Here is a 19,905-nt window from a genome sequence, read left to right on the forward strand (position 1 = left end):
TTATTTAGCTCAAGACCTTTATACCGAATAATTGTTCTTTAGAGTTTAAAGTAAAACGATGAATCAGCCCACAAAAACCGATGAGCGCATAGCCAATATGTCTTTTGCATCGGTATACCCGCACTATTTGACCAAAGTAGAAAAAAAGGGAAGAACCCGTGAAGATCTGCATGCTGTGATTAGCTGGCTGACGGGATATGATGAGGCGGCAATAAGCCATCACATCAACCAAAAGTCTAATTTCCGAATGTTTTTTGATCAGGCGAGTTTGAACCCAAATGCTCATTTAATTACCGGTGTCATTTGCGGCTACCGCGTAGAATCTATTGAAAACCCATTAAGCCAAAAGGTGCGTTATCTGGATAAACTCGTTGATGAACTGGCCAAAGGCAAAGCCCTTGAAAAATTATGCGGAAGCCTTAGACTCTGACCTCAAATCTCCGTTTTAGAAATCAGAGCGTATTTTTAGATAGATTAACAAATTTCCTGAGCCTTCCTGAAATAAATAAAATAGGTTTGCCAGGCAGTTTTATCTTCAGGATTTATGGCAAATACTCCGGAAAAATCGGCTATTAAAGCTATCTATTTCAGCATTATAGGTAACGCATTTCTTGCTGCGATAAAATTTCTTTCGGGTATTTTTGGCAACTCCTATGCGCTTATTGCAGACGGAATTGAATCTACAGCAGATATCTTTTCTTCTTTTTTTGTGCTGATTGGGTTTAAATATGCCCAGCGCCCACCTGACGAAAATCATCCTTACGGTCACTCCCGCATTGAACCCCTGATCACTTTTCTGGTGGTGGCGTTTCTGGTTACTTCGGCAACCGTAATTGCCTACGAGAGTATTGAAAACATCAGAACACCTCATAAAGTGCCGGAAGCCTGGACGCTTATTGTTCTGGCGATTATCATCATTTGGAAAGAAGCTTCCTATCGCTATGTAATCCGCAAGAGTAAAGAGACCAACAGTTCGTCGCTTCGCGCAGATGCCTGGCATCATCGCAGCGACGCGGTTACTTCGGTTACTGCATTTATTGGTATTTCGATCGCACTGGTATTTGGTAAGGGATTTGAAACGGCAGATGACTGGGCTGCTTTATTCGCTTCGGCTTTTATCCTGTACAATGCCTATCTGATTTTCAGGCCTGCTTTAGGTGAAATTATGGACGAACACCGCTATGACGACGTGGTTGAAAACATACGTGAGGTCGCACTTACCGTCAAAGGCATTAAAGGAACCGAAAAGTGTTTTGTTCGCAAAGCGGGTATGAAGTATCTGGTGGAGCTGCACGCTATTGTTGACGGTACAATCAGCGTAGACAGCGGGCACGTTTTGGCTCATAAACTTCAGGATAAATTACAGGAAGAACTCCCCGAAATTTCTCATATCACTATTCACATAGAACCCGCATGTGAGAAACAGCACACTAAAAACCTTCGGTAGTCAGATTATTTTAAATTTTTTTCGCCTTTGTAGTTGAGCTTAAATACCTGACAACAAATAAGCTGCAACCTCTTGTCTTTCCTCAAACTAAACCGTCTTATTAATTTCTATTTAGAATTCATCTAAATAATTTGGATTGAATAAACGTAGATGATAAATTTGCCAAAATTTATTATCTATAACAAGTCTAAATAAAAACTAATGAAATTTTTCTTTCCAACCTTAATGCTCTTTCTAAGCAGTTGGTGCTATTCTCAAAATATCACCTTACAGGGCGCTGTTACCGATAACACAGGTAAAGAACTATCTGGTGTGAATGTATTTCTTAAAAACACCACAACCGGAACTCAAACCCAAACTGATGGGACTTTTAGCATCCCAAACCTTAAAGCTGCAGATTACACACTGGTACTGTCTTATCTGGGGTATCGTACCAAAGAACTCAATATCAGGCTTACTGATGCACAATCGGGTAATCTGGGCAGCATCGTTTTATATGAAGGAAACGAAATCCTCAATGAAGTGGTGATTGACGGTGAGCGCCGCAATAAGTTTTCCCGAAGAGAAACCGCTTATGTTGCCAAACTACCACTCAAAGACCTTGAAAACACACAGGTTTACAGCACTATAACCAACGAGTTACTGCAATCTCAGGTAGTGACTAATTTTGACGATGCACTTAAAAATGCAACGGGCGTCGAACAATTATGGACTTCTACCGGAAGAGGTGGTGATGGCGCAGGTTACTATTCGCTACGCGGGTTTTCGGTGCAGCCACAACTCGTTAATGGTCTTCCCGGTCTTACTAACGGAACCATTAATCCTGCAAATATCGAACGCATCGAGGTTCTTAAAGGCCCTTCTGCAACGCTGTTTGGCAACGCGGTAAGCTCGTATGGCGGCCTCATCAATGTGGTGACCAAAAAACCTTACGCAGGCACCGGCGGGGAACTATCCTTCACCTCCGGCTCATACGGATTCAATCAGTTAGTGGGAGATTTCAACACCGCTTTAAGCGAAAAGGATCAAATCTATTTTAGACTGAATACTGCTTATACCACTTCTCAAAGCTTTCAGGATGCCGGCTTTAGAAAATCTTTCTTTGTGGCTCCTTCCCTTTCATACCGGGTAAATAACCGTTTGTCGTTTTCATTTTATGGTGAAATCACGCAGGCTGAACAAACCAATCCTACCTTTTTATTCTTAAACCGAAGCGCTCCCTCCAGAGCCGCAAATCTGGAAGAGTTGGGCTACAACAACAAGCTCTCCTTTACCAGTAATGATTTATCGCTCAAAAATCCTACTCAGAACTACCGTCTTGAAATGGACTACAAATTGTCTGATGCCTGGCAGTCGCAGACCTTATTGTCAAAAAGTAATACATCAACTAATGGGTATTACTCGTACCTTTTTGATTATGGTCGCTTAGAAGGAACAACGTTTTCCAGACAGATCAATAAGCAGAATGCAAATACCCAAACCACCGATGTTCAACAGAATTTTAATGGGGATTTCAAACTGGGCAGCATTCGCAATAGGGTACTTTTGGGTATAGACTACTTTAATGAAACCCAAACCGACAACAGCACCGGTTACGCATTTTTTGGGAACGTAAAAGCCAATGGCGAGACCAGTGGTGACAACCCCTTTACCCCTGAAGTCGAAACTACGGCCTATCCACTTTCTACAGCAGCTGTTGATGCTGCGCTGGCAAATGCCGGGGTAAACAACATAAAATCTACCTACCACATATATAGTCTTTATGCTTCTGATGTAATTAATTTTACAGACCGGTTATCTGCAATGGTAGGTTTACGCCTCGATCATTTTGATAATGAAGGTAACCTAAACGTTGCTGACGATGATTACAATCAAACTACCTTTTCGCCCAAGGCAGGAATCGTGTATCAGCCTATAAAAGACCAGCTTTCTGTTTTTGCTAATTACCAAAATGGTTTTACCAATGTGGCTCCGCAGCTGGTAGGTGATCCCGCAGAAGGACAGCAAACGTTAAAAGTCTTTGATCCTGAGCAGGCGAACCAGATTGAATTTGGTGTAAAAACCAATCTCTTTAACAATCGCCTGAATGCCACGCTGAGCTATTATGATATCACGGTAAAAGACCGGGTAATAACCGATCCTGAATCCCCTTTTAACCGAATTCAGGGGGGTGAAGTTAACAGCAAAGGCTTTGAAGTAGAAATTAATGCCAACCCTGTTAAAGGTTTAAATATCAGAGGTGGATACAGCTTTAACGACAGTAAGATCATAAAATCTGATACTGAAAATCTTGTAAACCTAAGACCTCTGGAAGCCGGTCCTGAGACACTTTATAATTTTTGGGCTAATTATGAATTTCAGCAAGGTAAACTCGACGGTTTTGGTCTGGGATTTGGGTTTAACGGAGCCAGTGAACGGCCTACCATTATCTACGGTCCTTCTACCGAATTTGTGCTACCTGCCTACACCGTTGCCAATGCATCAGTCTTTTACCAGGCCAATAAATACCGCATCGCATTAAAACTGAACAATGCTTTTAATGAAGAGTACTATAAAGGATGGACGACTATTAATCCACAACAACCCAGAGCGCTTCTGGCCAATGTTTCGTATACTTTCTAAATTCTCAGACGAGTCTGTCTAAAAACCAAGGTAATGTCATATTGAGCTTGTCGAAATAGTTTCAACTTACTGATTATCATGATCGGTTTCGACAGGCTCAACCTGACAACTCAAGCTACTAAGACTTATTAGACAGTCTCGTTTTAAAATTTCTATACATGACTTTTAAAAAAATTATTTTTCAGCTTCATAAAATACTCGGCCTCGTCACGGGTATTGTCGTTTTTATTGTAGCGGTAACAGGCTGTTGCTGGGTTTTTCGGGATGAGGTAGAAAGTCTATACGACGATTACAAGACCATAGCACCACAAGACCGGGCAATGATTACTCCTACAATGGTTAAGACCGAAGCTTCGGCTATTTTTCCGGAAAATACCATTCACGGTGTTGTGTACGGTAAAGCCGACGAGGCAATTGAGGTCATTTTTTACGATGGAGAACCTGAATTTTATCAGAGTATTTTTCTCAATCCCTATTCGGGCGAAGTCATTAAAATTAACGATCACCTAAGCGGTTTTTTTGCTTTCATCCTTAAAGGACATATGCGGCTTTGGTTTCCAAAAGGAATTGGGGAACACGTGGTAAGTACTTCCATTTTACTCTTTATACTCATCATCATATCGGGTTTTATTCTTTGGTTACCCAAAAAACGTAAAAACCTCAGGCAGCGCTTAAAGTTTGACTGGAAGAAAACCACCCGCTGGAAACGCAAAAATTTTGACCTGCACACCGTTGTGGGCTTTTACATTTGCACCTTTGCATTGGTACTCGCCTTTACCGGATGCGTAGTATCCTACAACTGGCTTAAATATGTGGTATATAAAACGGCCGGCGGCGATAAGGTGGCAGCTTTTATCATTCCGGAAAATCAGGAGCCCAACCGGGTTTCTGAAAACACCTTTGCTCCTATTGACACCCTGATGGTAAAACTCAAACTGGAGTCGCCTGAAGCTACAGCTTACGAATTGCATTATCCCAATACGCCGGACGAAAGCATCTACGTTGAAATCACAAACAGCAAGGGTGTATATTACAATAACGATTACCGGTTTTTTGACCAAAACACATTGGAAGAACTGGAAACACCCGGTGTATACGGTAAGTATGAAGATGCCGAATTTGCCGAAAAACTGCTTCGTATGAATTATGACATTCACGTGGGTGCCATAGGTGGTATCGCCGGAAAGATCATCGCATTTCTGGCCAGTTTCATCACGGCCAGTCTTCCGGTTACCGGGGTATTATTGTGGTACGGCCGCAAGTATAAAAAGAAGCGTAACTAAACTGGTTAAGATCTTCAATAAAGTAGATTATTCTATTAATTTTCAAATATTTAACTAAAAATACTTGCCTTACTACTTTCATTCAAGAAGTGCAAAGCCTATCAATTTTAGAGGTATTTTTTTCTAAAGTCTAATGGGGTACTTCCGGTTTTTGATTTAAAATATCTGGAAAAATAGGCATAATCAGCAAAGCCCAGATTTTCGGCAATGCCGGCCAGCGAGTCTGCGGAATGTACAATTAAACGTTTGGCTTCCAGAATTACCCGTTCTGAAATGAGCTGATTGGTCGTTTTATTTAAGGTCTCGTTTACCACCCGATTGAGGTGTTTGGTAGTAATACTGAGCAGGTTTGCATAAAATTTAGGCAACTTTTCCTGTTCAAAATACGTATCGATATGATGCTCCAACTGTCCGAGAATTTTTAAATAGGTGGGATTTGAATAATTGGCAAGATCAATTGTTGAAGTATAGTTTCGGGTAAGTCTGATGTATATTTCATTAATGTTGTTAAGGAGTTTCAATTCCCTTAAAGGTTCTGCATTGCCATACTCTTCATAAAGATTTTGAAACAGGTTTGAAAACGATTCCAATTCGGGAGCGATGTCGAGTACGGGCGCATTTTGATAGGAATAGTAAAAAGGAAAAATTTGCAGCCGGTGCATCACATAATGCATCTCATAAAATTCCCTCGAATGAAAAAAAATAAATCCTTCAGGATTGTGATCAAACTTCCAGGAATGGGTTTGACCCGGTTTTAAAAAAAAGACTTTTCCCGGAGAAATGGTATAGCTGTTAAAGTCTATTTCGTGAGTTCCGGAACCTTCCGTAAATAACACACACAGATAAAAGTTATGACTGTGCGGATGACTTATGAGGTTTTTGTTTGCCCTCAGATGAGCTGAAAACCTGTTTACATAGAATTTATCCAGCAGGTCTGAGGTTTTAAATTCCTCTATATTTAACACCGGTGTTTTCATAGCGATGTCCTAAAAGTACAAAAACTGGTCTCAATAAGTTATGGTTCACCCTGCAAAGTAACTTTAACTTTGTGCCAGCAAATTCTAGAAAACATGAGTAAAGTTGTTGGTATTCTAAAAGGTAAATGTCCTAATTGTAAAAAGGGCGATGTGTTTGAAACCAAAGGGAATATATTCTTACTGCGTATGCCTAAAATGAATGAACGCTGTAAAACCTGTAATCTTAAATTTGAAAAAGAAACGGGATTTTTCTTTGGGGCTATGTTCGTTAGCTACGCGCTTGCCGTAGCTGAAATGATTGCCAGCCTGATTCTTTTCTGGCTGTTGATGGATCTTTCACCTTTAATCGTATTTGTAATCTTTACGGTCATCGCATTCATCACCAGCACCTTTAATTTCAGGCTTTCAAGAACAATCTGGATTTACCTGTTCAATTAACGCCAATTGCATTTTTACAGGGCTGCTCGGTTAGTCTATGGAACGCCAGATGCTGTGATTTGCAATGAACTAATAAGTCTTTTAGCTGATGAACAGGAGTGCTTGTCTCTCCTAAAAAGTTTCAAACAAAAAAGCCTGTAAATTTTAAAATTTACAGGCTTTCGAATTGTAAAATGCAACGGGTTTACTTCCTAGGCATTTATAAGATCGTGTAATTCTTTTGCGGCAGCAGCGGGATCTTCAGCACTGTAGATGGCTCCACCTGCAACAGCCACAACAGCTCCTGAGTTTTTAACCGCATCAATGTTATCTTTATTTACCCCTCCGGCTATTGAAACCGGCACTCCTGCTTTTTTAGCTTCATCAATAAGCACCTGAATGGAATAACCTTCCAGAGCCTGTTCATCAAGACCGGCGTGTAACTCCACAAATGAAACCCCAAGTTTGGTAACTTCTTTAGCACGTTTTACGCGGTCTTTCACCCCGATGGTATCTATAACTACTCCTCTGCCATGTTCTTTAGCCGCTTTTACAGCGCCTTCGATGGTAGCATCGTCTACAGATCCTAAAATGGTAACGTAATCAGCACCTGCATCAAAAGCCAGTCCTGCTTCGAGCTCTCCGGTATCTGCCGTTTTAAAATCGGCAAAAACTTCTTTATCAGGAAAAGCGTCTTTCATCGCACGGATTACGGCAACACCTTCGCTCTTTATAAGTGGGGTACCCAATTCTATAATGTCAACATAAGGTGCAACTTTTTTTGCCAAAGCAAGTGCATCTTCAGTTTTTAATAAATCAATTGCTACTTGTAACTTAATCATAATTTTCTGTTTTTAATTTTTAGTTTATTCTAAGTTGGAATGACGCTTGTATAAGGTCTCGGCACTACTGCCGTCCAGTTTCCAAAGACTTTGTATTAAAGCATCAAAAACCAGCAGAAACCCCTGTTCAAAAAGACTGCCTGCGTATTGTTCTGAAATGCTATTGTTGTGTTCCTGCTTTTCTGCTGCAGGTATAATAACCCTATAGGTGCTTAACTCTGCTAATTCTGAATTGCTATCTGTGGTAAAACAGGCTACTTCGGCACCCAGATCAAAAGCTTTGGTTGCAGCTCTTATGACCGTGGCCGTTGTTCCCGAACCTGAACCGGCTATAAGCAGATCTCCTTTTTTAATTGCCGGAGTGGTCGTCTCTCCCACGACATAAGCCTCAAAACCCAAATGCATCAACCGCATAGCAGCTGCCTGCATCATAAGACCACTGCGTCCCATTCCGATTAAAAAAATTGAATTAGCGTTTTTTATAGGTTTAATCAAAGCCTGTAATTCCTGTGCATCAACCCGTTCCTGAAGGGCTATATGTTCCTTTAAAATTGCGCTTAAGGCCTCCCGGGTAGAATTTGTTATTTCGGTTTTACTGTCCTCCATATTTGTTTGCTTTGTTATTTTACAAAGGTACTGGCAAGCATTGTGTAGCAGTGTTAGTATGTGCTAGATGTCTGGTACAATTTGCCAGTAAAGCCTAATCTTTTGTTAATTTGGAAGTGATTTGTGGTACTATATGGAAATTACATTCTCTTTGCGAGCTCTTGAGCTTCGTAAGCTGCTCGTAAACTGATCTGTATGTTAAGCGATACCCCTATTTTTATGCGTGATCTGGCAAACTGTCCTCCTGCTTACCTGGAAGACCCGGCTAGAAAAGAATTTTTCGAGATTGTATGGTTAAGAAATGAAGAGGCCCTTCATACGCCGAAACACGATTTTCAGCGCTTACGCGGTGATTGGATCTACTTAATACCACCCTACCGCGTACATCAACTCAACAAGGCCGGTAAGAATGGGGTGCTTATTTCTTTTAAGCAGGAATTGCTCGAAGACGATCTTAAGGAGTTTTTACTGGATGTTTTTAGAATTTTCAATATTCAGGGTGAATTTTCGTGTCTTCAGATCACCCCCGAGAGTCAAAAGGGCCTGAATGCTGTTTATGAGTTAATGCACGAAGCTTATAAAGAAGGAGATGGCAACCTTATTATGATTAAAGCCCTCCTGAAAGTTTTTTTATTGAAATTAATCCAATTAAAAGAGCAGCATTTTACTATGCAGGACCTCAATGAAAAACGCATTTATGAGTTTATGATGCTTATTGAGGTAAATTTTTATGAGCAGCGTAAAGCGGCCTTTTATGCTCAAAAACTTGATATCAGTTCAAAACGCCTCAATCAAATTTTAAAAGAAAAATTAGGCAAAACGGCGGTACAACTCATACATGACCGTATCATTCTCGAGGCCAAGCGTATGATCATTCACAGTGAAACAACACTAAAAGAAATCGCATACCAGCTTCAGTTTAAAGATCCCTCCTACTTCAGCCGTTTTTTTAAAAGTCACGAAGAGCAGACGCCTCTAGAATTTCAGGAAAAGGTAAAAAAACATGTACGCATAAATCACAATACCCTGTATTCCTGATATTAAATACCTGAACTGAAAAAACTCTAAAATTCAGCCTTTTTAAAACCGATTTTACTAAGATCTTGTATCTATCCAAGGGATGGTGTAGAAATCGCTATAAAGGTGGATAAATAAGCCTTTCTTTGGCTAAATCCAGTTCTATAACTCACAAATGAGCTACGCTAGGGTTTCCTTCGTTTCATTCTCCAAAGAACATACAAAACAAGGAGAACAACAGGCAGGATCACAAAGACGATCAGGTCAAAGGGATCTTTCAGGTTTACGGGAAGATTATCATCGGGGTTTTGAGTGCCCGGAGGTAATTGCAGGATTGCGAAAAGAAAGTTACTAATCATCTCGTTAAATTAAAATTTATAAGTATAAACCCCTATTAACGAAAGCACAAATTTAGGGGCAGTATCGGATGTGTATTTTATAAGCTAAAAATACCGGCTTACAACCAGGGCTTCTACACATCAGTTTCGCTTTGCCTATAAACGATTTTTACAGACTTAAACCCAAACCTATCTGATTTCGCTTCAAAAATTGTTTGGTTTAAAAGGCCTTAGGGAATATGAATTTCCTAATACGAAACGAAGCTTTAGAAAAAAATTCTAGTGCATTATTTAAGATACTGAATCAAAAAGGCTATCATTAAACTAACCGCAAGTCCCACATTTACTCTACCAAAATCTTTTGCTATAATGATGTAGGTGTATTTGATATTCCTTTTATTTAAAATGTAGGTTATAGCCAATTCTCGCCCTGCCAAAATCCCTACAAAAACCCAGGTCGTGCTCATGGGTATCGAGTTTAAATTCCCGAAAACAAACAGGAATACTCCATAAATGATATCGATTATTGTAGCCGATCTTATGTTTTTTGTATTTGATTTCTGATTGACTATTTCCTGTATTTTACCCCCTCTTTTTCTAAAAATATAGGCCATTATTAAAACAATACATCCCAGAGATAGTAACAGATGCTCCGGGCTTAGCTTTCTGGGCAGAAAAACATAGATATTGGCAAAATCCTGTATAAGCCATTGTGACCATAAAAATCCGGTGCTAAACCACTGTGCGATTAGCCAGTAGTTTTTCCTTTTATGTTTTTCCAGCTTATCAAGTGAACCTTTGGATTCAAATGTTCGGGAAATGACAATATAAATAACCACCGCAAAAACAAAAGCAATAGCATAGCCATAAACCGATTTTAAAATCATTTTTTCAATAATAACGCCTGTCGAAAAAATACTTAAAATCATAAAGGTGGTGCTCACCGGGATTCCAAAACGGGTTATAACCAATAGCGCTATTGGGGCAAGCAGATACCACCATTTCATCGATTCCGGTAAGGGAATATTGGCTAACCTTCCGTAGGAAACATCTCCTTCATTTATATACCAGCCGTAACATAGGGTTACCGCCAATATGCTTGTGGCAAAAAGACAAAGCAACCACCATTTCACTTTATGATTGGAAGCTATAAAAGTGCCCAGAGTCTGTATAACATCATTGGCTATAACAGAATAAGCAGAAAGAATAAAACCCAGATAACCTATGATTAGCTCCACAGTTGAAAAATAAAATCGCGCAAATGTACAGGAAAATAGAGTAGAAAAATGAACGCTTTTAGCAATCTGTCATCAATTGTTTAGCGCGTAAAAAATTCTTCATTTTACTTATTTCACTTGCTCTCTAGTGTAAATAATCTCGGGATTTGATCTATAATGAGGAAGAGGTCTTCGTGTTTTGAGCATTAGTTAGCTCAAGTTTATTTTATCCTAACTTAAAGAAAACTAAAAGAATGGGGCTTCATTACTCATCATCAAAAAATACCTGCCCAATCTCACAGAGCACGGGATTAAGAGATAAATCACCTTTGGGATGCCGCTTAGGACTTTAATTCTTAGTAGTTTTGGACTATCTTTTAAAGTGAAGCGATTGAAATTCCGTACGGTCTTTATTCAGTTAATTATAGGAATTCTGCTCTTAAGCATTCCGTTTATCACTTCGCCAGATTTGGAGTCGGGACTTCAACTGCTGAAGATAAAACCCTTTCAATATCATTTTACCGGTTATTTTTTACTGCTCGTATTTTTTTACAGCAACTATTACATTCTTATCCCCAGATTTTACATTTCTAAAAAATACGGTATCTATTTGGTGCTCCTTATTGGTTGTTATGCGGTAATATCGCTTTTACCTAACCTATTATTCGACCTGTCTGCCGGACCTGATTTTAACTCAGCGATAAAACCGCCTGAAAATACTCCCCCACCTTCCTTTCCTCCCTTTCAGGAAGGACCTCAGCAGAGACCGGCAAATGCGTTTATTTCGCAACAGGCCTTGTTTAAATTTAAGGAAAGCTACATTTTACAATTTGCCCTTGTTACAGGACTTTCATTATTGATGCGCCTTAATACGCACTTAAAACAAATACAAAAGGAAAAATTGATAGCTGAAGTTTCTTACCTCAAAGCGCAGATCAATCCGCATTTTTTGTTCAATACGCTTAACAGTCTCTATGCACTGGCCCTTCGCAAATCTGACGAAGCACCGGAAGCGATTTTAAAATTATCGGGGATGATGCGCTATGTGGTGACTGAAAGCAACCACACCAGGGTAGCCTTAAAAAAGGAACTGGATTATTTACACGATTATGTGGCCTTACAAAAACTGCGACTTGCGGCAAACGTAAAGCTTTCGTTTAAAGTAAAAGGGGAGCCCAAAAACCTTGAGATTGCCCCCCTTATTCTGATCACTTACATTGAAAACGCATTTAAATACGGCATAAATCCCGACGAGAATTCTGAAATAAATATAAACATGGACGTGCGTGAAAAGGGCGTTGAACTCCGGGTTACCAACCGTATTGTGATAACTAAAAATACCCTTTCGGCAGACTCCAGTGAAGGTCAAAGAAATACACAAAAGCGCTTAGATCACCTCTACCCTTCCAAATACGAATTATTTCTAAAAGAGGCTGATGGCTTTTATGAGGTAAAACTTTATCTTGAACTGGTATGATCAAAGCTGTTGCCATAGATGATGAACCCCTGGCTCTTGAAATCCTCGAGTCCTTCTGTGAACGTATAGACGGTTTAAAGCTTGAAAAAAAGTTTACGAGCCAAAACGAAGCTCAGCGCTACATCAATAAATTTGAAGTTGACCTGCTTTTTTTGGATATACAAATGCCCCGCCAAAATGGAATTGAACTCTACAAATCCCTAAAGCAGGAAACCAAAGTCATATTTACCACTGCGCACAGCGAATTTGCTGTTGAAGGTTTTGAGGTAAGAGCCAGTGATTATATATTAAAACCCATAAGCTTTGAACGTTTTAAAGAAGCCGTAGAACGTGTGAAGCAAGAGCTTCAACTTGAGCTCAACAACGTACGCTTCAATACCCATTTAAGTTTAAGGGCAGATTATAAACTGTATACAATACCTCTGGAGCAAATCCTTTTTATTGAAGCGATGGACGACTATGTAAAAGTAAAGCGATTGGGCAAACCTACTGTTGTTGCAAGGTCGACGATGAAAGGCATTCTAGAAAAATTGCCCGAAGCAAATTTTACCCGCATTCACAAATCGTACATCGTAAACAATTCAAAAGTTGAGGCTGTTAAAGCTAGCTGCATCGAAATAGCCGGTGCAGAATTACCAATCCGGAACACCTATAAAGAGCAGGTTTTAAGCCAATTCTCCGTTTAAAAAACGTATATACCGCAAAATTTCCTGTCTTTACCGCATCTTTTTTTTTGGATTTACAGGGTACTACTACTTTTAGTTCTGTAAAAAAGAGAATTATGGATCGTAAAGAATTTTTAAAAGGCATAGGCCTTATGGGCCTGGCTGCAACGGGAGCAACATTATTTGCCTGTACTGTTGACTCTGACGCGCAAACCTCTGTAACAGAAGACGGGGATACGGCTGTATCTAACCCCGATTCTACCAGTTCTGAATGTGCAGTAACCAATTCTGAAACCGAAGGCCCATTTCCTACCAAAAACCCGGCTTCCTATGAACGTATTGACATCACAGGTGATCGTACGGGTATTGACCTGGCCATCAATATCGTGATCAGAAATGTAAATGAAGCCTGTGCGGTACTTGAAAATGCCATTGTAGATATTTGGCATTGTGATGCTGATGGTAATTATTCGGAATATGGAGGCACCGGTATGCAAAGTACCAATTACCAAAACTATCATTTTTTAAGAGGCAGGCAGGTAAGTGACGCCAATGGTGTGGTCAAGTTCAAGTCTATCTTTCCGGGATGGTATAACGGCAGGGCAACACACACACATGTTCACGTATACAGCGCTACCGGCAGCTCATTGCTGGTGACTCAAATCGCTTTTCCCGAAGGCAGCGACAGCGCCGTCAACGCAGTAAATGCCACATCAGAATATGGTTATACCAAAGGGATGTCTGGCTATACGTATAATGCAAATGACAACGTATTTGGCGATGGTGTAGCTAATGAACTCTCGACAGTGAGTGGTTCTATCGAAGATGGTTATACTCTGGATCACATTATCAATGTGAGGGCCTAAACCAGAACCTTTACATTTTATCAATAAGAAAGCTGTTGGGGGTATTTTACATTAAAGGTCCCCTATCCTGTTAATATCCCCTTCAGTTTTAAAACAATGCTTCTCATGGATATTAAAGAACAATCACCCGCTCAGTTTTACCCCAAAAAAGGAAATCTTACACCCGGACGTGAAATACGAGCAATAGGCAATTTTAATGACCTCGGCTCTATCGAACTTTTTTCTGATGTCGTATTGAAACAAACCGAAAGAAGCAGCAACTGGTTTTCAGAATCCGGAAACGTGTTGATCCTTCCGCTTTTTGGGGCACTTGAAGTCAGGGAAAACAATAAAACCGGGTTTATTCACATCAACCAGATTGCCACGTTTCCGGTAAAAGCGGGGACTAAAATGGAATTTAAAAACGTCTATCCTGATGATTCCATTCGGTTTATAATGATCTTTCGGAAAGGTGAGGCTGTAAAAAGGCCTCAAACTGAAAATTATACTTTTTCCACCGTAAACATGCTTCAGCAAATCTATAAAGACACTTTCAGCATTTTAAATTTGGGACAGTTTACAGGCCGAACGGAAGCAGCATATACCCGTTCGAAGCCAGACAAAAGCTTTTTTGTCTATTTCATTCAGGGAGCTTTTGAAGTTGAGGAACGTCTCCTGGAAGCGGGGGAAGCGATCTATTTATGGGATCAAACAGAGCTTGAATTGGAGGCCCTTTCCAATAACGCGTATTTACTGGTGCTTGAATTCTAAAACCTGAGTTCCCTATCCTGAAATATGAAGCTTTTTGAGCACTTCGTCTTTATAGGTTTCTCCAATAGGAATGCGCATTTCTCCTATAATCACCCTGCTTTTCTGAACAGCCCTTATAGCATTGATATTTACAACATAACTTCGGTGTACCCGTATAAAACTGGCTGCCGGTAATTTATCAAGAAGCTCCTTAAAACTGCTTAACGTTAAGATTGCCTTAGTCTGGCTGTAGGTGTATATTTTGATATAATCCTTCAATCCCTGCAGGTATTTAATGTCTGCTGTATCGATTTTGATATTTTCATATTCAGACTTGACAAAAATAAAATCAGGCACATTTTCCTGTATAATACCTGAAACCTGAGATTTAGGCTCTGCTTGTTTGCTTATGGAGTCGTACTTCTCCCTGGCCCGGCTTACAGCTTTTAGAAATCTATGAAATGGAACCGGTTTAACGAGATAATCTGTCGCGTTGAGGTCAAAGCCTTCGAGGGCGTATTGCGGGTATGCTGTTGTAAAGATAAATTGAGGTAAGCGGTCTAAAGATTTTACGAGTTCTATTCCCGTGAGGTTTGGCATTTCAATGTCTAAAAAAACCAGATCTATAACCTCATCACTGCTTAGGATATTGACAGCGTCTAAAGGACTGGTGCAGCGAGCGACCAGTTCGATTCCTTCAATCTTCTCGAGATAGGAAGACAATACATCTAATGCCAGAGGCTCGTCATCTACAATAATGCAACGCATCAATTAAGGTTTAGTCTCAAATGTACTATAAATTTTGAGTCTTCCTCGTAAACCTTGAGCTGATGGCTTTCCGGATAGAGCAGCTTTATACGATCTGTGGTGTTTTTGAGTCCGATACCCGAGTTGTGAAGGTCTGCTTTGCGGGTACCAATAAGGTTTTGGCAAACAAAAAGAAGTTCACTCCCTTCTACAGTGATAACAATGCGCACCTCGGTATTGCCTTTATAATCTGTACCGTATTTAAATGCATTTTCTATAAACGAAATGAGCAGCAAGGGCCTAATTTTTTGGTGGGTCACCGTTCCATGAATATTGAGGGACACATTTTCATTATTTGCGATGCGCAGGCGCTGCAGGCGCACATAATTTTGCATATAGGCCAGCTCATCTGCGAGAGACACATACTCATTGTCTGCCTGATAAAGCATATAGCGCATAAGCTCTGAAAGCATGATCACTGCTTCTGAAGCTTCTTCAGATTTTTTGTTGATGAGGGAATAAATACTGTTTAACGAATTGAACAAAAAATGCGGACTTAATTGATTTTTAAGGTAATGCAATTCTGTTCGGGTTTTAAAAGCTTCTATTTCCTTTTCTTCGACAAGCGTGCGACTCCATTGCTCATAAACTTTTACGGCAGTGCCAACTACAATGAAACTTAAAGAGATTAAAAGAGGAAACAGGTATTTTAAAATGCTGAAAAAAGGAGGTTCTGGACCAAATCCCCGGGGCGGCTTAGGGACTCCGCCACGGGGCTGGTGCAAGACCAATTCTCTTAGTCCCAAAATAAGAACCAGCAGGATGAGAATACTCAATATATAAAGCCAGGTTCTTTTTCTCAGTAAAAGATAGGGAACCAGTACGAGGTAATTGATGTAAAAAAGAAGCAGATTGACCAAAAGAATTGTAGCCGACAGAGCCGGAAACCTATCGGTATTCCAAAAGACCTCAACTGTAAAGAGGCATAAAAACAGGAGCCAAACTCCTGCGTGCAATACTAATTTTCTGGTCACGGTATCTGTATCTTTATTTTTGACAATCTAAATCGATCCCCAAAGCCTTCAACTCGGGTTCTGAAACTGCAGGGTTTTGATGATCGTTTAATTTTTTAAGGACAAGCCTGGCTGTCTTTTCTGCATCCTGTTTTGTACAGAATGCCCTTTCTTTGGTTACAGCCGGTATAAACGCCTGTTTTATTAAAATATGGCCGTGATCTACGATTGCATATCCATAGCCCTGCTCGGTCTCAAAAACATGCGTATAGACCTTATCTTCTCTATATACAAGCCAAATGGCTATCACTAACAGAATTACATTTAATGAAATCCCCAGGTATAAAATTGTGCCTTTATAATTCATATTTCAGCAGTCTAAACGTCTTTTAAAAAAACCCGGGATGCCGAACATCTGTATATTTAAACACCCCGGGGGAAACAAAACTCAACTATTAATCTTCATCGTCATATTCCTGTTGAGGAAAAAGTTCATAAGTATCATCAAGGTATAAACTTCCGGTTCTGCCCAAAGAGACAATACCTTTAAGCCCGGTGCTAAAACCTACGGCGTCCTGTCTTGCTGTAGCTTCAAGTGCTGTAATATTTTCCCATTCATCAAGTAAGGGGTCATATTCCCAGGTACTTGCCAAAGCCCCAGACTTGTAACCCGTAACGATATAACCCAGGCCATCTACTGCAAAACTTACCGCATTTGATCGGGTAATATCATAATCATCTTCTTCATCAAGATCTGTGAGACGCGCCCAATCTCCTGATGCGGTGTCAAAACTCCAAAAATCGGTAAGGTATTGCCCGTTTGTAACCCCTGTACCAAAATAGATAAGACCGTTAATTTCAAAAGCTGTTGCATCCCGGCGCTTATCTCCGCCAAAGCCTACAAGTTCCTCCCACGTATCTGCAACCGGATCATATTTCCAAAAGTCCTTGCGGTCGTTATCACCATCATAGCCCGTACCTATTTATCCATAACCATTGCCGCTAAAGGCTGTGGCTGCCCTGCGCACACCTCCGCCAAAATCAGACTTTTGGATCCATTGATTGGTATCGGGGTCGTAAGACCAAAAATCTGCCAGTTCATTGTCCCCGTCATAACCGGTACCCAGATACCCCAATCCATTAAGGGTAAAGGCCTTTGCCGAACTTCTGGCTGTTCCCGGAAAATCTGCCTTTTGAACCCAGTAATCCCCGTCAATATTATATTGCCAGAAATCGGACAGATAATCATCCCCATCATAACCTGTACCCATATAACCATAATCCCCAATGGTAAATGCAGCAGCATTACTACGCGGCACACCATCAAAAACCGATCGTTCCTGCCAGTTTCCCCGATCGCTGTCATCATCATCTGAACTACAACTGCTTGTCACAAAAAGCAGGATGATCAAGGTTAAACCTAATTGATTGTAAGTCATTCGTTTCATAATTTATATTTTGGAAAATTGAATTTAATTCCGGCTGAGAAAATGGGGCCGGCACCCATATTTAGCTTATAATCTGTATCGCTTTGACTTCCATAAAGCCTTAAATCGTTTGTAAACAAATAGCCGCCGCCCAGTGAAAAACCCCACGAATCGTCTACCCTATAGGTATAGTCCAGCCCCAGCTGTTGGCGGGATAGCCCGGCTTTCGTCATTGTATAGCCATTTAGCGCAACCTCTTTGGGTATGTAGAAGTAGTCGCCGGTAAAGCTGAAGGAAGTGCTTAGGGTTCCGGCGGCTGAAAGGGGATAACTTATCTGACTATTGGGAAAACCTAAGTTGACCTTGAATTTAGAGGTTTGAAAGGCTATTTCAATCAAAGGGAGCAAACTTAGGTTACCCAAAGGCGAGTCATACTGAAGTCCAAAACGCAATCGTGCAGGATTCACCAGACCCCATTTATAAATCAGTGATGAGCTACCCGTAACAACCATTTCTTCTACATTGATTCCGGAAGCCCAGGATGCTTCGGCAGTTGTTTGCAGTTTTAAATTGGAATTGAAGGAATAGCCTGCCGTCATACTTACAAATGCATTATTTACCTGTTCAAAAAGGGTGAAATCGAAAGGTGCGTTATCCCAGTAGTCAAAATTATAATGGCGTAATCCCGGAGTGAATGCGAGCTTTAGGTTTCCCAAATTAACAGGTACATTTAAAGCTACCTGAAGCTGACTGGTGGAGCCAACCTCTTTTGAGGCAGGAATGAGCTGATAATCCAATGTTCCCACCAGTGTGCTATCCTGAGCGAAAACCACAGTACCAAGCCCTAAAAAAATAATCATACTTATAAACCTGAACATTATGCGCTTTTAATTTGAGCCAAAACTAGATTTGGATGCCTATGCATTCCAAATTGATTAGATAGGTAGTGCATTTATGTCTGCCTATAGCTGATTTTTATCTATAAACAGGGCCTTATTGGACTGGTAGATTAAAAATGAGCTTTAGTGGGCTTTATTTCAGGTTTTGTCTATCGCATTTGAACAGCAGCGTGCTGGCTTTTAGGTTTGCTCAAAATTTAAAAGCTATGTCTAGAAATAAGTCGACACTTCTTACTGCCATTGTAATAGCACTACTTCTGTTTATGTCGTGTTCTGAAGAAGATGCGAGTATTACAGTGGGGGAAGATTGGATACAAAGTGATACGCGGGTCATTTATATTGACACTATAGAAGTAAACAGCAGTACGTTTAAATTTGACTCGCTTGCCGTTTCTTCAACAGACCGTTTACTTTTGGGATCCTATCAAGATCCCATTTTTGGTAAGACCGAAAGTAAGATATTCACTCAATTAGCTAACAGCACCTATACGCTTGACCGTGATGCCGTTTTTGACTCTATCGCTTTAATACTCCATTATGATGACTATTATTACAATGATACTACCCAGGTACAAAGCCTGAAGGTTTATGAGTTACTTCAGAGCATAAAACCCAGTGATGACGGGTCTTTTTATACGACTACCTCTTTCGATTATGATGAAAACCCTGTAGGTAAGTTAGTTTTTATACCGCAACCAACCCGCGAAGATTCGTTGCATTTGCGCCTTAACGACTCTTACGGGCGCTTGCTCTTTTCGGAGCTTAGAGATAACGAAATCAATAATTCTGATGAGTTTCTAAATGCCCACCGTGGTCTGCTTCTAAGTCCGGGAGCCAACAACACGGTCATTTTAGGTTTTCTACCCACAAGTTCCGTACGTCTGTACTACTCCCTGCCCGATGAGCTGGAAGATGACACTCTAAACTACTTTGACATGGATTTTAACAGCAGTTATAGTTTTCATGCTATAAGCAGCGATCGTACAGGGACCTATTTTGAAACCTTAAAGGATCAGGAAAATGTAGTCTCCTCGACTGAAGCCGGTGGCATGAGTTATGTACAGGGCGGAGTGGGACTGGCTACCCGCATTGAAATCCCAAATCTTTCGGGTTTAGATTATATTGAGGGCAAGGGTACTGAGCATCCCCCCATTTGTAGGGCAGTTTTCAGCTTAAATTAAGTTCCGGCTATATTGACTAAGCTGCTTTTTGTTGTTTGTTTAAATACTTTACCAGCGGTATTTCGTTTTCTATTCCCTGATGCCTTCTTTTTGTATTGTAATAACTAAAATACGTTTTTAATTGTTGGTATAGAT

General features: G+C 40.4%; 22 protein-coding genes. 11 read left to right on the plus strand and 11 right to left on the minus strand.

What is annotated here, in order from left to right:
• The first annotated feature begins 58 nt into the window (after window positions 1-58).
• The 4 genes from LLW17_RS10145 to LLW17_RS10160 all read left to right on the plus strand — a co-directional run bounded on the left by LLW17_RS10145 (window position 59) and on the right by LLW17_RS10160 (window position 5,352).
• Entirely contained in the window at window positions 59-430 is a 372-nt protein-coding gene (locus LLW17_RS10145) for a DUF2200 domain-containing protein (protein WP_228230145.1), read from the plus strand.
• Between the two features lie 114 nt (window positions 431-544).
• Complete coding sequence (locus tag LLW17_RS10150; protein ID WP_228230146.1) at window positions 545-1,447, plus strand: cation diffusion facilitator family transporter; 903 nt, start codon at window positions 545-547, stop codon at window positions 1,445-1,447.
• Between the two features lie 201 nt (window positions 1,448-1,648).
• On the plus strand, window positions 1,649-4,069 hold the full coding sequence (locus LLW17_RS10155) for a TonB-dependent receptor (RefSeq protein WP_228230147.1): 2,421 nt from the start codon (window positions 1,649-1,651) through the stop codon (window positions 4,067-4,069).
• A gap of 158 nt (window positions 4,070-4,227) precedes the next feature.
• Entirely contained in the window at window positions 4,228-5,352 is a 1,125-nt protein-coding gene (locus LLW17_RS10160; RefSeq protein WP_228230148.1) for a PepSY-associated TM helix domain-containing protein, read from the plus strand.
• A 107-nt stretch (window positions 5,353-5,459) separates the two neighbouring features.
• Here the strand turns inward: LLW17_RS10160 and LLW17_RS10165 are convergent, their stop codons facing one another.
• Entirely contained in the window at window positions 5,460-6,329 is an 870-nt protein-coding gene (locus LLW17_RS10165; RefSeq protein WP_228230149.1) for a helix-turn-helix domain-containing protein, read from the minus strand.
• 93 nt (window positions 6,330-6,422) lie between these two features.
• Here LLW17_RS10165 and LLW17_RS10170 point away from each other — a divergent pair, with 93 nt between their 5' ends.
• The gene (locus LLW17_RS10170) at window positions 6,423-6,767 is read left to right on the plus strand and encodes a DUF983 domain-containing protein (RefSeq protein WP_228230150.1); all 345 of its coding nucleotides are present in this window, start codon (window positions 6,423-6,425) and stop codon (window positions 6,765-6,767) included.
• A gap of 191 nt (window positions 6,768-6,958) precedes the next feature.
• Here the strand turns inward: LLW17_RS10170 and hxlA are convergent, their stop codons facing one another.
• Both hxlA and hxlB read right to left on the minus strand, forming a co-directional pair.
• On the minus strand, window positions 6,959-7,588 hold the full coding sequence (gene hxlA, locus LLW17_RS10175) for a 3-hexulose-6-phosphate synthase (RefSeq protein WP_228230151.1): 630 nt from the start codon (window positions 7,586-7,588) through the stop codon (window positions 6,959-6,961).
• Between the two features lie 24 nt (window positions 7,589-7,612).
• Window positions 7,613-8,194, minus strand: coding sequence for a 6-phospho-3-hexuloisomerase (gene hxlB / locus LLW17_RS10180; protein WP_228230152.1), 582 nt, complete (start codon window positions 8,192-8,194; stop codon window positions 7,613-7,615).
• Window positions 8,195-8,389: 195 nt separating this feature from the next.
• Here hxlB and LLW17_RS10185 point away from each other — a divergent pair, with 195 nt between their 5' ends.
• Window positions 8,390-9,232 carry an AraC family transcriptional regulator gene (locus tag LLW17_RS10185; RefSeq protein WP_228230153.1) on the plus strand — a complete coding sequence of 281 codons (843 nt, stop codon included), beginning with the start codon at window positions 8,390-8,392 and terminating at the stop codon, window positions 9,230-9,232.
• A 164-nt stretch (window positions 9,233-9,396) separates the two neighbouring features.
• On the opposite strand, the gene LLW17_RS10190 is transcribed toward LLW17_RS10185, so the two are convergent.
• Together LLW17_RS10190 and LLW17_RS10195 are read right to left on the minus strand one after the other, a co-directional pair.
• Window positions 9,397-9,570 carry an adenylosuccinate synthetase gene (locus LLW17_RS10190; RefSeq protein ID WP_228230154.1) on the minus strand — a complete coding sequence of 58 codons (174 nt, stop codon included), beginning with the start codon at window positions 9,568-9,570 and terminating at the stop codon, window positions 9,397-9,399.
• 266 nt (window positions 9,571-9,836) lie between these two features.
• Window positions 9,837-10,787, minus strand: coding sequence for a hypothetical protein (locus LLW17_RS10195; protein ID WP_228230155.1), 951 nt, complete (start codon window positions 10,785-10,787; stop codon window positions 9,837-9,839).
• A gap of 313 nt (window positions 10,788-11,100) precedes the next feature.
• Here LLW17_RS10195 and LLW17_RS10200 point away from each other — a divergent pair, with 313 nt between their 5' ends.
• The 4 genes from LLW17_RS10200 (at window position 11,101) to LLW17_RS10215 (ending at window position 14,524) form a co-directional block, all read left to right on the plus strand.
• Window positions 11,101-12,243, plus strand: coding sequence for a sensor histidine kinase (locus tag LLW17_RS10200; RefSeq protein WP_228230156.1), 1,143 nt, complete (start codon window positions 11,101-11,103; stop codon window positions 12,241-12,243).
• A complete protein-coding gene (locus LLW17_RS10205; RefSeq protein WP_228230157.1) occupies window positions 12,240-12,929 on the plus strand; it encodes a LytR/AlgR family response regulator transcription factor in 690 nt (229 codons plus the stop codon). Before LLW17_RS10200 ends, LLW17_RS10205 begins: the two co-directional genes overlap by 4 nt.
• A 95-nt stretch (window positions 12,930-13,024) precedes the next feature.
• Window positions 13,025-13,774 (plus strand): dioxygenase family protein, encoded by a 750-nt coding sequence (locus LLW17_RS10210; RefSeq protein ID WP_228230158.1) that lies wholly within the window; start codon window positions 13,025-13,027, stop codon window positions 13,772-13,774.
• A 105-nt stretch (window positions 13,775-13,879) separates the two neighbouring features.
• A complete protein-coding gene (locus LLW17_RS10215; RefSeq protein WP_228230159.1) occupies window positions 13,880-14,524 on the plus strand; it encodes a pirin family protein in 645 nt (214 codons plus the stop codon).
• A gap of 12 nt (window positions 14,525-14,536) precedes the next feature.
• On the opposite strand, the gene LLW17_RS10220 is transcribed toward LLW17_RS10215, so the two are convergent.
• The 6 genes from LLW17_RS10220 to LLW17_RS10240 form a co-directional block, all read right to left on the minus strand.
• Complete coding sequence (locus LLW17_RS10220; protein ID WP_228230160.1) at window positions 14,537-15,271, minus strand: LytR/AlgR family response regulator transcription factor; 735 nt, start codon at window positions 15,269-15,271, stop codon at window positions 14,537-14,539.
• Window positions 15,271-16,284, minus strand: a complete 1,014-nt coding sequence (locus tag LLW17_RS18970; protein ID WP_228230161.1) for a sensor histidine kinase — start codon at window positions 16,282-16,284, stop codon at window positions 15,271-15,273. Before LLW17_RS18970 ends, LLW17_RS10220 begins: the two co-directional genes overlap by 1 nt.
• Window positions 16,285-16,297: 13 nt before the next feature.
• Window positions 16,298-16,630: a DUF4907 domain-containing protein gene (locus tag LLW17_RS10230; protein WP_228230162.1), complete on the minus strand. Its 333-nt coding sequence runs from the start codon at window positions 16,628-16,630 to the stop codon at window positions 16,298-16,300.
• A gap of 88 nt (window positions 16,631-16,718) precedes the next feature.
• Entirely contained in the window at window positions 16,719-16,916 is a 198-nt protein-coding gene (locus tag LLW17_RS18975; RefSeq protein WP_350355204.1) for a Kelch repeat-containing protein, read from the minus strand.
• A 330-nt stretch (window positions 16,917-17,246) separates the two neighbouring features.
• Window positions 17,247-17,711, minus strand: a complete 465-nt coding sequence (locus LLW17_RS18985; RefSeq protein ID WP_350355205.1) for a Kelch repeat-containing protein — start codon at window positions 17,709-17,711, stop codon at window positions 17,247-17,249.
• Window positions 17,708-18,550 (minus strand): hypothetical protein, encoded by an 843-nt coding sequence (locus LLW17_RS10240; protein ID WP_228230163.1) that lies wholly within the window; start codon window positions 18,548-18,550, stop codon window positions 17,708-17,710. The genes LLW17_RS18985 and LLW17_RS10240 overlap by 4 nt, the downstream gene beginning before the upstream one ends.
• Before the next feature lie 245 nt (window positions 18,551-18,795).
• On the opposite strand from LLW17_RS10240, the gene LLW17_RS10245 reads away from it, so the two are divergent.
• Entirely contained in the window at window positions 18,796-19,770 is a 975-nt protein-coding gene (locus tag LLW17_RS10245) for a DUF4270 family protein (protein WP_228230164.1), read from the plus strand.
• Window positions 19,771-19,905: the final 135 nt, after the last annotated feature.

This window comes from Leeuwenhoekiella parthenopeia (assembly GCF_020782115.1).
Taxonomy (GTDB): Bacteria; Bacteroidota; Bacteroidia; order Flavobacteriales; family Flavobacteriaceae; genus Leeuwenhoekiella; species Leeuwenhoekiella parthenopeia.

What these genes read in the sequence shown, in the direction of transcription:
- LLW17_RS10145 (WP_228230145.1), top strand. Translation starts at nt 59, where the DNA reads ATGAATCAGCCCACAAAAACCGATGAGCGCATAGCCAATATGTCTTTT.
- LLW17_RS10150 (WP_228230146.1), top strand. Translation starts at nt 545, where the DNA reads ATGGCAAATACTCCGGAAAAATCGGCTATTAAAGCTATCTATTTCAGC.
- LLW17_RS10155 (WP_228230147.1), top strand. Translation starts at nt 1,649, where the DNA reads ATGAAATTTTTCTTTCCAACCTTAATGCTCTTTCTAAGCAGTTGGTGC.
- LLW17_RS10160 (WP_228230148.1), top strand. Translation starts at nt 4,228, where the DNA reads ATGACTTTTAAAAAAATTATTTTTCAGCTTCATAAAATACTCGGCCTC.
- LLW17_RS10165 (WP_228230149.1), bottom strand. Translation starts at nt 6,329, where the DNA reads ATGAAAACACCGGTGTTAAATATAGAGGAATTTAAAACCTCAGACCTG.
- LLW17_RS10170 (WP_228230150.1), top strand. Translation starts at nt 6,423, where the DNA reads ATGAGTAAAGTTGTTGGTATTCTAAAAGGTAAATGTCCTAATTGTAAA.
- hxlA (WP_228230151.1), bottom strand. Translation starts at nt 7,588, where the DNA reads ATGATTAAGTTACAAGTAGCAATTGATTTATTAAAAACTGAAGATGCA.
- hxlB (WP_228230152.1), bottom strand. Translation starts at nt 8,194, where the DNA reads ATGGAGGACAGTAAAACCGAAATAACAAATTCTACCCGGGAGGCCTTA.
- LLW17_RS10185 (WP_228230153.1), top strand. Translation starts at nt 8,390, where the DNA reads ATGTTAAGCGATACCCCTATTTTTATGCGTGATCTGGCAAACTGTCCT.
- LLW17_RS10190 (WP_228230154.1), bottom strand. Translation starts at nt 9,570, where the DNA reads ATGATTAGTAACTTTCTTTTCGCAATCCTGCAATTACCTCCGGGCACT.
- LLW17_RS10200 (WP_228230156.1), top strand. Translation starts at nt 11,101, where the DNA reads ATGCCGCTTAGGACTTTAATTCTTAGTAGTTTTGGACTATCTTTTAAA.
- LLW17_RS10205 (WP_228230157.1), top strand. Translation starts at nt 12,240, where the DNA reads ATGATCAAAGCTGTTGCCATAGATGATGAACCCCTGGCTCTTGAAATC.
- LLW17_RS10210 (WP_228230158.1), top strand. Translation starts at nt 13,025, where the DNA reads ATGGATCGTAAAGAATTTTTAAAAGGCATAGGCCTTATGGGCCTGGCT.
- LLW17_RS10215 (WP_228230159.1), top strand. Translation starts at nt 13,880, where the DNA reads ATGGATATTAAAGAACAATCACCCGCTCAGTTTTACCCCAAAAAAGGA.
- LLW17_RS10220 (WP_228230160.1), bottom strand. Translation starts at nt 15,271, where the DNA reads ATGCGTTGCATTATTGTAGATGACGAGCCTCTGGCATTAGATGTATTG.
- LLW17_RS10230 (WP_228230162.1), bottom strand. Translation starts at nt 16,630, where the DNA reads ATGAATTATAAAGGCACAATTTTATACCTGGGGATTTCATTAAATGTA.
- LLW17_RS18985 (WP_350355205.1), bottom strand. Translation starts at nt 17,711, where the DNA reads ATGAAACGAATGACTTACAATCAATTAGGTTTAACCTTGATCATCCTG.
- LLW17_RS10240 (WP_228230163.1), bottom strand. Translation starts at nt 18,550, where the DNA reads ATGATTATTTTTTTAGGGCTTGGTACTGTGGTTTTCGCTCAGGATAGC.
- LLW17_RS10245 (WP_228230164.1), top strand. Translation starts at nt 18,796, where the DNA reads ATGTCTAGAAATAAGTCGACACTTCTTACTGCCATTGTAATAGCACTA.